The organism is Amycolatopsis kentuckyensis (assembly GCF_002155975.1).
Classification (GTDB): Bacteria; Actinomycetota; Actinomycetes; order Mycobacteriales; family Pseudonocardiaceae; genus Amycolatopsis; species Amycolatopsis kentuckyensis.
Genome location: NZ_MUMI01000108.1, coordinates 1 through 11,077, shown reverse-complemented (window position 1 = coordinate 11,077; position 11,077 = coordinate 1). Strand labels below are relative to the sequence as shown.

Sequence of the window (11,077 nt, the reverse complement as noted above, 5' to 3'; positions counted from 1 at the left end):
GTGCAGCATGTCCAGCACCTTCGCCGCCGTCGGGCGGTCGGCCGGCTCGCGCTGCGTCATCCGGCGCAACGTGTACGCCAACGTTGCCGGCGCTTCCTCCGGGATCCGGGGCGATCTCGTCAGCCGGGCCATGGCCGCCTCGACCATGGTGCCCGGGTACTCCCGTTGGCCCGTCAGGCATTCCAGCAGGATCAAGCCCAGCGCGTACACGTCCGCCGGCGGGCCGGCCGGCTCGCCCGACACCTGCTCCGGCGCCAGGTACGCCGCCGTGCCCGGGATCAGGCCCGTGCCCGTGATGTGGGTCGCGTCGAGGGCGTGGGCGATGCCGAAGTCGCCGATCAGGGGACCGTCCGCGGACAGGAACACGTTGGCCGGCTTCAGGTCGCGGTGCACGATGCGCCGCGCGTGGACGTGGGCCAGTGCCTCGGCGAGCCCGTCCGCGAGCGCCGTCACGTCCGCCGGCGGCAGCGGGCCGCCCAGCAGGCGCTCCGCGAGGTTCTCGCCCTCGACGAGCTGCATCACCAGGTACGTGCGGCCGTGTTCGGTGCCGCTGTCCAGCAGCGCCACCACGCCCGGGTGGCTGATGCTGCCCTGGATCGTCATCTCCCGCAGCCGGCGCCGCTGGTCGAGCGCCACCGCGTCCCGGTCGTAGATCTTGACGGCGACCTCGCGGGTCAGCCGGACGTCGTAGGCGCGGTAGACGCGGGCCGTGGCGCCGCTGCCGATCAGCCTGCCGACCTCGTAGCGCTCGCCGAGCAGCCCGGGCGGCCGCTCGTCGTCGAGAGCGCTGCGCGGGGTGATGGTGAATTCACCCAGTGCGTAACGACCACAGGTGACCCCTGCCCCGTCGTCAGTCGGCGGGCGCCCCGTTCTCCCGGCTTCGTCGGCCACGGGCGCCAGGTACCCCGGTCCCGTGACCGGCAAACGTCGGAAGATCACGAAGAAAGTATCGTCCGGGGAGCCGCCGGCGTGACAGTCAGGGCCGCGCGAACGCGTCCACGCCGGTGAGCTGCGCCGACAGCGTCCACAGGCGCGCGGCCTCCGCGCGGTCGACGGCGTACCGGCGGACACCCGAGGCCGCGAGGCCCTCGGCGTCCTCCGGCGCGAGCTCGGCGACGTCGCAGTCCTCCAGGTACAGCCCGCCGAGCCCGGCCAGCTGCGGCGAGGTCGCCGCCCAGACCGTGGTCGCCGCGCCCTGCTCGGGCGTCTTGAACTGCACCAGGTAGTTCCCGGCCTCGTCGATCCAGCCGCGTTCGATCATTTCCGCCCGCGGCAGGTGCCGCTGCAACGGCGTCATGATGCCGCCGGGGTGCAGCGCGAACGCGTGGACGCCCTTCTCGGCGCCCAGCTGGTCGAGCTGGACGGCGAACAGCACGTTCGCCGTCTTGGCCTGCCCGTAGGCCTGCCACTTCTCGTAGCCGGATTCGAAGTGGACGTCGTCCCAGCGGATCGGCGAGTAGTGGTGGCCGCGCGAGGACAGCGAAACCACGCGGGCGCCCTCGGCGATCGCCGGCCACAGCCGGTTGACCAGCGCGAAGTGGCCGAGGTGGTTGGTGGCGAACTGGGCCTCCCAGCCCGGCCCGACGCGGGTCTCCGGGCAGGCCATGACGCCGGCGTTGGCGATGAAGAGGTCGATCCGCCGTCCGGTCGCCAGGAAGCGGTCGGCGAACGCGCGGACGCTCCCGAGGTCGCCCAGGTCCAGCTCGTCGACCTCGACGTTCTCGATCCCGGCGAGCGCTTCCTCGGCGGTCTCGCGGCGCCGCGCCGGGACGACGACGTGGGCGCCGGCGCCGGTCAGCGCGCGGGTGGTCTCGAGGCCGATCCCGGAGTACCCGCCGGTGACGACGGCGAGCTTCCCGGTGAGGTCGACGCCTGCGACGGCTTCGGCGGCCGTGGTGGTGGCGCCGAAGCCCGAACCGATCTTGTGCTGTGCGGTGGTCATGGTTCCGACGCTACGAGCTGGAGTGCACTCCAGCGCAAATCGCGGCCGGGGCCGAAACGGGGGACAATCGGGGGGAGAGGCGCAGCCGACCCAGGAAGGCTCTGATGTCCGACTACTACGGGAACCAGCCCCAGGACGTCCGCCCGGGGATCGACGCGCGCCGCCTGTGGGCGGGCGGCGTGGCCACGGCGGTGGTCGCGGCCCTGCTCGCGGTCGTCGGGCTGCTGATCGCACGCGGGATCTTCGAGGTCGAAGTGCTCGCCCCAAAAGGCGAAGGCGTCTGGGGCAACGCGAGCACCACGACGTACGCGCTGGTCGCCGCCGCGGTGGCCCTGCTCGCCACCGGGCTGATGCACCTGCTGAGCGTGGCGACGCCGGCGCCGTCGCAGTTCTTCGGCTGGATCATGGTGCTGGTGACGCTGATCGCGGTGGTGCTGCCGCTGACCCTGACGGTCGCGCCGAGCGCGAAGATCGCCACGGCGGTGATCAACCTGGTGATCGGCCTGGCCATCGCGGCGGTGGTGAACAGCATGGCGGCGAGCGCCCGCACGCTGCACCGGCGCCGCAGCCAGCAGAGCGCCGCGCCGCCGCCGACCCAGCAGCAGTGGACCCAGCAGGACCCGCCGACCCGGTACTACGACCGGTGACCGTCGTGGACATCGCGGAGACCAACCGCCGGGTCATCGACCAGTTCCGCGCGGGCGGTGAGGTCGAGGGCATGCACCGCGAGCGGCTGTTGCTGCTGACGACGACGGGCCGGCGGTCGGGCGAGCCCCGAACGGTCCCGATGATGGTCCACCGCGACGGGTCCCGGTGGCTGGTGGTGGCGTCCAACATCGGCGCGCCCCGGCACCCGGACTGGTACCTCAACCTCGAGGCCGATTCGCGGGTGCACGTCGAGCTGGACGGTCGGGAGTTCGACGCGGAGGCGCTGCCACTGCTCGGGGCCGACTACGTGCGGACCTGGACGGAGCTGGAGAAGGAGTACCCGTTCTTGGCGGACCACCAGGCGAAGGCCCGGCAGGCCAGGCGGGTGATCCCGATCGTGGAGCTGTCCGAAGAGGACTGATCAGTCCTCTTCGGACGGTCCTACTTGCTCGCCACCCGGCGGTACCGCGCGGTCGCCAGCGGGGCGAAGATCGCGATGATCGCCACGCAGCACAAGATCGCGTACAGCGCCGCGTTCTCCGCCGGCCAGCCCGTCGGCGGGGCGCCGAACCGGTTGCCGAACAGGTCCCGGGTCGCGTTGATCACCGCCGTGAACGGGTTCCAGTCCGCGATCGCCTTCAGGAACGCCGGGAGGGTGTCCGTCGGGACGAACGCCGAGGAGATGAAGCTCAGCGGGAACATCCAGATCAGGCCCGCGCTCTGCGCCACCTCCACACTGCGCGCCGCCAGGCCGATCAGTGCGCCGACCCAGGACAGGGCCCACGCGAACATCAGCATCACCAGATAACCCAGCAGCGCGTCCCAGAAACTGCCGCGGATGCGCCAGCCGACCAGCAGGCCGCACGCCGACATCACCACCAGCGCCACCACGCTGACCACCAGGTCCGACGTCGTGCGGCCGAGGACGACCGCGACGCGGGACATCGGCAGCGAACGGAACCGGTCGATGATGCCCTTCTGCAGGTCGTTGGCGAAGCCGATCACCGTGAACGCCGAGTTGAACGCCACCGTCTGGGCGAAGATCCCGGCGATGAGGAATTCGCGGTACGCCGCGCCGCCTGCTTCGCCGCCGATCGCGTTGCCGAAGACGTACGCGAACAACAACACGAACATGATCGGCTGCAGCGTCGCCGCCATCAGCCAGTCGGGGTTGCGGCGGACGTTCATCAGGTTGCGCCACGTGACGATGCCGCCGTCGGAGATGCCCTTCGCGAGCGCGTTCACTTCGCCACCTCCTCGGCGGATTCGGCCGAAGCACCGTGGCCGGTCAGGGACAGGAAGACGTCGTCCAGGGTCGGGCGGTGCAGGCCGACGTCCTGGACCGTGATGCCGTGGGAGTCCAGCCGCCGGAGCGCCTCGATCAGGGCCTTCGGACCGGTGTCGACCAGGATCTCCGCCCGGCGCGTGTGCTCGTCGCCGGACGGCTCGCCGGTGCCGACCTCGCGCAGGACGTCCAGCGTCGTCGGCAGGTCCGCCGCCGAGGCGACGACCAGCTCCAGGCGCTCGCCGCCGATCTGCGCCTTCAGCTCGTCCGCCGTGCCGCGCGCGATCACCCGGCCGTGGTCGATCACCACGATCGAGTCGGCGAGCTGGTCGGCCTCTTCGAGGTACTGGGTGGTCAGCAGCACGGTGGTGCCGTCGGCCACGAGCTCCTTGATGACCTCCCACGTGTCCAGGCGCCCGCCCGGGTCGAGGCCGGTGGTCGGCTCGTCCAGCACGACGACGGTCGGCTCGGCGACCAGCGCGCCCGCCAGGTCCAGACGCCGGCGCATGCCCCCGGAGTAGCCCTTCGCCGGCCGGTCGGCGGCCTCTTCGAGCCGGAACCGCGTCAGCAGCTCCCGGGCGCGCGAGCGGGCCGCGGCCTTCTTCCGGCCGTAGAGCCGCCCGACCATGTAGAGGTTCTCGTACCCGGTGAGGTTTTCGTCGACGGCCGCGTACTGGCCGGACAGCCCGATCCGCTGCCGCACCTCGTCCGGCTCGGCCAGCACGTCGTACCCGGCCACGTGCGCCGATCCCGAGTCCGGGCGCAGCAGCGTGGTCAGGATGCGCACGGTGGTCGTCTTCCCGGCGCCGTTCGGGCCGAGCAGGCCCAGCACCTGCCCGGCCGGGATGTCGAGGTCGACGCCGTCGAGCGCGCGCGTCGAACCGTAGGTCTTCACGAGCCCGCGTACCCGGACGGCGGCGTCCGGTTCCGGCTGTGGCATGGCGGCTCCCCCTTCAGGTGACCCCGACAAGCTAGGCCAAGCTGCCCGGTTTGTCCTCCGGGTTTCTCCCTGAACCGGCTCAGTTCGCCGAAAGCGTGACGGCGAACTCCGGTGGTGTCCGCAGCGACTGGAAGACGACGCAGTAGCGCTCGGTCAGTTTCTTCAGCGTCGCCAGCTGGTCCTCGCCGGCGTCGGTGTCCAGGTCGAAGGAAAGCCGGATGGCGCGGAAGCCCACCGGCGCGTCCTTCGCGACGGCGAGGGTGCCGCGGAAGTCGAGGTCGCCCTCGGCCCGGACGCGCCCGCCCCGGACGGTGAGCCCGAGCGACGTCGCGACGGCCCGCAGCGTCACCCCCGCGCACGCGACGAGCGCTTCGAGCAGCATGTCACCCGAACAGGCGAGGGTGCCGTCGCCGCCGGTGGCGGGGTGCAGCCCGGCTTCGACGATCGCGCGGCCGGTTTCGACCTTGCAGGAGATGCCGAGGCCGTCCAGCTCGGCGTCGGCGTGCAGCGTCACGAGCGCGGTCTCCGGCTGCTCGCGGTACTTGTCCTTCAGCGGCGCCTGGGTCGCGCGCAGTTCCTCGGTGTCCATGGGGCCGATTCTGCTCCGGAAAACGCCGGGGCGGGGAGACCGCAGTCTCCCCGCCCCGGTGGTTCAGCGATTCAGCTTCAGCTCAGCGTGACGGCCACGTCGTCGATGACGAACGAGGTCTGCAGCGAGCTGTCCTCGGTGCCGGTGAACTTCAGCGCGAGGGTGCCGCCGGCCGCCGACGAGACGTCGATGGTCTTGAGCGCGTACCCGGACGCCTTGTTCAGGTTGGAGTAGCTGCCCAGCGTCGTGCTGCCGTTGGTGACGGTCAGCTTGTCGTAGGCGGTGGAGGTGGTCGTCTCCGCGGTGTCGATGTGCAGGTAGAACGTCAGGCTGGCGTGGCAGCCCGCCGGGATGCTCACCGACTGCGCGATCGACTCCGTGTGCGTGGTGCCGTAGCCGTCCAGCCAGGACGAGTACGTGCCGCCGTGCGCCGCCTGGCCGTCCGAAGCCCACTGGCCGATGGAGCCGGTGGTGCCGGTCCAGCTGGTCGCGCCGGATTCGAAGCCGCCGTTGGCGACCTTCTGGCCGGAGCAGCCGCCGGTGGTGCCGACGGTCCAGCTGAACGACGCCGTGCCGGAGTGGCTGGCGCTGTCGGTCGCCGTCACGGTGACGTTCGAGGTGCCCGCGGTGGTCGCGGTGCCCGAGATCGTGCCGGTGGAGGAGTTGATCGACAGGCCGGCCGGCAGGCCCGAGGCGGACCAGGTGTACGGCGCGGTGCCGCCGCTGGCCGACAGCGGCAGGTTCACCGCGGCGCCGGTCGTGGTGGACTGGTTGCCCGGGTTCGAAACGGTGACCGTGCCGGTCGCCGAGCACGTCGGGTCGGCCGACTGCGCCGGCACGCTGATCGCGTCCCACGCCGCCTTGACGGTGTTGAACTCGGTGCAGCTGCCCGGGAACAGGTTCTTCGCCGCGGTCAGCGTCCAGGTGCGGTACTTCAGGTACGAGCTGCTGGAGGTCTTGAGCAGCATCGCGTTGTAGAAGATCTTCACCGCGTTCTGGACACCGAGGCCGGTGATCGACGAGCTGTTGCACGTGGTGCTGGTCGGCTGCCCGTTGGTCGGGTTCGTGCCCTCGGCCAGCAGGTAGAACCAGTGGTTGCCGGGGCCGGCGGCCGCGTGCACCTCACCGTTGGGAACGCTGCTGTCGTAGCAGTTCTTGTCGCCCAGCGCCGACGGGTTGTACATGTTGCGGATCGGGCCGGAGCCGACCAGGTTGATCGTCTCGCCGACGAGGAAGTCGGGGACGTCGCCGCCCGACGGCTCGTTGGCGAACCACTCGGTCGAGGCGCCGAAGACGTCCGCGACGAACTCCTGCGTGCCCGCACCGGAGATGCCACCGGGGGTGTGGTCGTCGATGCCGTGGCCGAGTTCGTGCGCGACGACGTCCAGCGAGCTGATCCACTGGCCGTTGGTGTTCTTGCCGATCTGGACCTGGCTGCCGTCGTAGTAGGCGTTCTGGTCGTTCAGGCCGACGCGGATCGGCCAGCCGCCGCCGCTGCCGTCGAAGCCGTTGCGGCCCAGCCACTGCGTGAGCATCTTCTTCTCGGTCTGCGCGGCGAAGAGGGCGTCGACGCAGCCGGTCTCGCGGCTGGTGGCGTTCCCGGTGCCCCACAGGTCGTCCGGGCCGCTGAACGTGGTGTTGTTCGCCGCGTCCTGGCAGGAGACGTTGGTGAGGCTCGGGTCCTTCAGCGAGTAGATGCTGCCGGACTGGGTGGTGTCGAGGTGCACCGGGTTCGGGCGGTTCCACGCGCTGGTGCCGTCACCGTTCATGACGTGTTCCTGCGTGCGGAGCACCTTGCCGGTGGCGGCGTCGACGATGACGTCGAGCCGGCTCGGGCCCTCGGCGTCGCGGCCGACGACCGTGCTCTTCCAGGCCAGGGTCGGCGTGCCGAGCGCGTAGACGACCTGCTGCGCCGGGCTCACGCTGTCCACGGCGGACAGCTGCTGCCGCGCGGTCGCCTCGGCCGCGGCCTTCGAGACCTTCGCCGTGGTGGTCGCGAGGTCGATCGTCTGGTCCTGCGCGACCGAGGTGCCGAGCACCTGGCCGGTCGAGTCGGTGGCGACCACGAAGTCGCCGCCCACCACGGCCAGGCCCTTGTAGCTGCGCTCGTAGGGGATGTACTTCAGCCCGTTGGTGGCGGAAATCGCCTTCTGGGCCAGGAAAACGTCGTCCGCGCTCGCGTGCAGCGCGGCGGGCCTGCTCGCCACGAGCCCGGCCGCCGCCGACGCGGCCAGGGTCTGGGCGTCCGGGACGGCGTTCGGGGTGGCGGGCTGGGCCTGGGCGGTGGTGGTCGTGCACATCGCGGCGATGAGCGCACCGCTCGCGGCCAAGACGAATGGACGTCTCAGTTGCATCGAAGGATCTCCTCCGGGCAGGGCGAACCGGCCCGGGGTCGAGCCGGGCCGAGAACGGGGACGACGGGGAAAAATGGTGCGGCTTAGCGGAAATCAGCATCCGGGGTGCAAGCCTCGTGAACAAGCGACGAACGTACGGTCTTATCTGCATGTCGCAATACATCCCAAATAGGACATTCGACACTATTGGGACCAGGAACGTTCACTGTCCACTGAGGACTGGATGCGGATCACCGCCGTTCGGGCGATCTTCACCGCGGTTTCGGGGGTCCGGGTGGCGGAGCCCCCGGCCCGGATGTCACGACGTCCGAGACGACGAAGGCCCCTTCGCCGGAGATCGGCGAAGGGGCCTTCGGTGGGCCTGTGTCAGGCGGTCTTCTCACGCTTCGGGAGCTTCCAGCCCGGGCGCACGAAGTGGCACGTGTACCCGTTCGGGATGCGCTGGAGGTAGTCCTGGTGCTCCGGCTCGGCCTCCCAGAAGTCCCCCACCGGGGCGACCTCGGTGACGACCTTGCCCGGCCACAGCCCGGACGCGTCGACGTCGGCGATCGTGTCCTCGGCGACCCGCTTCTGCTCGTCGTTCTCGAAGTAGATCGCCGACCGGTAGCTCAGGCCGATGTCGTTGCCCTGGCGGTTCTTCGTCGTCGGGTCGTGCACCTGGAAGAAGAACTCGAGCAGGTCGCGGAACGTGGTCTGCGCCGGGTCGTAGATCACCTCGATGGCCTCGGCGTGCGTGCCGTGGTTGCGGTAAGTGGCGTGGGGGACGTCGCCGCCGCTGTAACCGACCCGGGTCGAGATCACCCCGGGCTGACGGCGGAACAGCTCCTGCATGCCCCAGAAGCAGCCGCCGGCCAGGACGGCCCTTTCGGTTGACGTGGTCACGGCGTCACTCCTTCTCCTCGTGCGGTGCTACCGCCCGTTACAACTGCCCCGGACCTCTGATGATTCCACGCGGGTATTACGGAAGCCTGACGTCCGTGGGACCATGGGTGCGGGACGGGACGGCTCCCGGGAGGCGCGATGCGCGACGACGACATCGCCTCGGAACGCTCCGGCGGCGTGCTGGTCGTCGAAATGCACGGCGAGCTGGGGATCACGATGGTGCTGCGCTGGGCGACGGTGCTCGAGACCGCCCTGTGCGAACTGCCGTGGCCCCGGCTTCTGGTGATCGACCTCGCGCTGCTCGATTTCCTCTCCGAGCGCGGGGTCCGCGGCCTGCTCGAGGCCCTGGACCGCTGCCGCGACCGGGGACTGCCGGGCTGCCTGGTCGCGCCCCCCGGAACGGGGGTGGAGCGGGTGGTCCGCGGGACGCGGCTGGGGGAGCGGGTCCCGGTGTTCCCGGACCGGCTGGCGACGATCGTCGCCTACCAGCCGGTCGAGGTGCGCTGGCTGCCCTGCTGAGCCTCAGCCGAGGCCGTAGGTCTGCGGGTAGTCCAGCGTGCAGACGAGGGCGTCCCGGCGGGCGCGGCCACCGGGCGGGGCGATCAGCGGGCTGGCCGTGTGCAGGAACCGCTTGTCCTCGAACACGATCAGCTGGCCCGGCTCCAGCCGCTGGGTGTGGACCGCCGTCTCCGGGGCGTCGGGGCGGAAGAGCGTCGTCTCCGCGCCGGTGCCGGCCCGGTCCACGACGTAGACGAAGACGAACTCCTCGCCGTCGGCGTGCGGGCGCGTCACGACGTTGGTGAACGTCCGGAAGATGTTGACGCCGAACGTCCCCCGCGGCCGGCGGCGACCTTCCGGGATCAGGCCGAGCGCGGCGCGGATCCAGGCCGCGAACAGCGGGTCGTGCGCCACCGGCGTGCGGGCGTACTCGCGCCGCTCGGGGCGGCCGCCGCGGTCCTCGATGGCGATCTCGGGGTGCTCGGCCAGCGCCGGTGTCTCGCCGTCCCACGCGTACTCGACGACGTCCCGGGCCCGCTCCCGGTCGGCGGGGACGTCGCCGGGGTAGCAGCGGAGGACGTCCGGGGTGAAGTACGTGCGGAGGAGGTGCTCGCGCAGGCGCTCGCCGGGCAGGCCGAGCTCGTCGTCGGAGACGACGAGGTAGCCGTCGGTGTCGAGCCGCTTGCGGTACAGCCGGAGTTCTTCGGGAACGGGAAAAGCGAAAGCCATGCGTTGTCCCAACGTGAAGGGAAGGGGATCAGCCGAACTGCGCGGACTGGATTTCGCGGATGAGCGCGCGGCTTTCGTCGGGCTCCAGGGACGCGTTCACGAGGGCGTCGTGGTAGCCGCGGTAGTACTCGACCGTCTTGGCCGTCTCGATGTGCCGGAACCCGGCGTGGGTTTCGATGTGCACGATGTCCCGGTCGAGCTCATCCTCGAACTGGAAGTAGGCGTACATGCAGCTCATCGAGAACAGCGGGGGATGGGCGAAGGGGAACACGCGCAGTTCGACGTTCGGCGCGGTGGACCGTTCGACCAGGTGGTCCAGCTGGGCGTGCATGATCTCGCGGGAGCCGACGAACTGCCGCAGGGCGGACTCGTGGGTCACCGCGACCAGCCGCAGCGGGTCCATGTCCTCGCGTTCGGCGAGGACGTGCTTGCGGTGCTCCCGCAGTTCGACGAGCCGGTCGACCTCCTCGGCCGACCACCACGGCTCGTGCGTCGAATACTGGGCCCGGGCGTAGTCGGGGGTCTGCAGGAGCACCGGCAGCAGCGGGATCGTGTAGATCCGGGCCACCGTCGCTTCGGACTCGTACGCGAGGTGCGCGTCGAGCCCGGGGGTCGCCGTGGTCTGCGAGTAGTCGGTCCACCAGCCCTGCCGGCCGGACGCCTTCACCCAGCGCATCAGCCGCTCGGCCAGCTGCGTGTTCTCGATGCCGTAGAAGCGGATCAGGTCGCGGACGTCCCTGGCCTGCGGGCTGCCCTGCGCGTTCTCGAGCCGCGACAGCTTCGACGTCGAGATCAGCAGCGCCTCGGCTACTTCCTCGAGGGTGCGCCCGGACTCGTCACGCAGGCTCTTGAGCGTGTCCGCGATCCGGCGGCGCGGCACGATCGGACCTTGCGTGGGGGACATGGGACCTTCGTTCTCGCGGTGGGCCGTCCGCGGTGGGACCCGGTTGGTGGGTTTCCCATCGCGCCGCGACCATACTCCATCCGGCCGCTGAAGGTGAGTAAGCCACCCCTTTGACACGCCGATCGGCGAATTTCCGCTGGTCGGCAGCGTGCTGGGCCGAACGGGTGTTCCATCCTGGGATTCCTCCGTGGGAATTGCAAAGCAAGCCATCCCGGAGTGACACTTGCAGACAAGGCCGGAGTCCGGCCCGGAACCCGAGCACAGTGAGGACCACCGGAACGACGACAGGGGACCGGGCCGGCCCGG

At 70.6% G+C, this 11,077-nt stretch carries 12 protein-coding genes; 3 read left to right on the top strand and 9 right to left on the bottom strand.

The features are described 5' to 3' along the window. Both CCN39_RS11990 and CCN39_RS11985 read right to left on the bottom strand, forming a co-directional pair. A partial coding sequence (locus CCN39_RS11990) for a serine/threonine-protein kinase (protein ID WP_244210742.1) occupies positions 1 to 939 on the bottom strand: 939 nt, incomplete at its 3' end. 37 nt (positions 940 to 976) lie between these two features. Continuing rightward, positions 977 to 1,942: an SDR family NAD(P)-dependent oxidoreductase gene (locus tag CCN39_RS11985; protein ID WP_086841303.1), complete on the bottom strand. Its 966-nt coding sequence runs from the start codon at positions 1,940 to 1,942 to the stop codon at positions 977 to 979. A gap of 104 nt (positions 1,943 to 2,046) precedes the next feature. Between CCN39_RS11985 and CCN39_RS11980 the strand changes: the two genes are divergently transcribed. Both CCN39_RS11980 and CCN39_RS11975 read left to right on the top strand, forming a co-directional pair. After that, the gene (locus tag CCN39_RS11980) at positions 2,047 to 2,589 is read left to right on the top strand and encodes a DUF6069 family protein (RefSeq protein WP_086841301.1); all 543 of its coding nucleotides are present in this window, start codon (positions 2,047 to 2,049) and stop codon (positions 2,587 to 2,589) included. Continuing rightward, complete coding sequence (locus tag CCN39_RS11975; RefSeq protein WP_086841298.1) at positions 2,586 to 3,011, top strand: nitroreductase/quinone reductase family protein; 426 nt, start codon at positions 2,586 to 2,588, stop codon at positions 3,009 to 3,011. Before CCN39_RS11980 ends, CCN39_RS11975 begins: the two co-directional genes overlap by 4 nt. A 20-nt stretch (positions 3,012 to 3,031) precedes the next feature. On the opposite strand, the gene CCN39_RS11970 is transcribed toward CCN39_RS11975, so the two are convergent. The 5 genes from CCN39_RS11970 to msrA form a co-directional block, all read right to left on the bottom strand. After that, on the bottom strand, positions 3,032 to 3,835 hold the full coding sequence (locus tag CCN39_RS11970; RefSeq protein WP_086841295.1) for an ABC transporter permease: 804 nt from the start codon (positions 3,833 to 3,835) through the stop codon (positions 3,032 to 3,034). Further along, positions 3,832 to 4,815, bottom strand: coding sequence for an ATP-binding cassette domain-containing protein (locus tag CCN39_RS11965; RefSeq protein ID WP_167455043.1), 984 nt, complete (start codon positions 4,813 to 4,815; stop codon positions 3,832 to 3,834). Before CCN39_RS11965 ends, CCN39_RS11970 begins: the two co-directional genes overlap by 4 nt. Positions 4,816 to 4,894: 79 nt before the next feature. Then, a complete protein-coding gene (locus CCN39_RS11960; RefSeq protein ID WP_086841293.1) occupies positions 4,895 to 5,404 on the bottom strand; it encodes an OsmC family protein in 510 nt (169 codons plus the stop codon). A 77-nt stretch (positions 5,405 to 5,481) separates the two neighbouring features. Then, positions 5,482 to 7,758 carry a M4 family metallopeptidase gene (locus tag CCN39_RS11955; RefSeq protein ID WP_086841291.1) on the bottom strand — a complete coding sequence of 759 codons (2,277 nt, stop codon included), beginning with the start codon at positions 7,756 to 7,758 and terminating at the stop codon, positions 5,482 to 5,484. A gap of 366 nt (positions 7,759 to 8,124) precedes the next feature. Further along, complete coding sequence (gene msrA / locus CCN39_RS11950; RefSeq protein ID WP_086841288.1) at positions 8,125 to 8,640, bottom strand: peptide-methionine (S)-S-oxide reductase MsrA; 516 nt, start codon at positions 8,638 to 8,640, stop codon at positions 8,125 to 8,127. Positions 8,641 to 8,778: 138 nt separating this feature from the next. On the opposite strand from msrA, the gene CCN39_RS11945 reads away from it, so the two are divergent. Then, complete coding sequence (locus tag CCN39_RS11945) at positions 8,779 to 9,159, top strand: STAS domain-containing protein (RefSeq protein WP_086841286.1); 381 nt, start codon at positions 8,779 to 8,781, stop codon at positions 9,157 to 9,159. 3 nt (positions 9,160 to 9,162) lie between these two features. Here the strand turns inward: CCN39_RS11945 and CCN39_RS11940 are convergent, their stop codons facing one another. Together CCN39_RS11940 and CCN39_RS11935 are read right to left on the bottom strand one after the other, a co-directional pair. Further along, positions 9,163 to 9,867, bottom strand: coding sequence for a 2OG-Fe dioxygenase family protein (locus CCN39_RS11940; RefSeq protein WP_086841285.1), 705 nt, complete (start codon positions 9,865 to 9,867; stop codon positions 9,163 to 9,165). 28 nt (positions 9,868 to 9,895) lie between these two features. Next, positions 9,896 to 10,771: a helix-turn-helix domain-containing protein gene (locus CCN39_RS11935; protein ID WP_086841282.1), complete on the bottom strand. Its 876-nt coding sequence runs from the start codon at positions 10,769 to 10,771 to the stop codon at positions 9,896 to 9,898. Between the last annotated feature and the right edge of the window lie 306 nt (positions 10,772 to 11,077).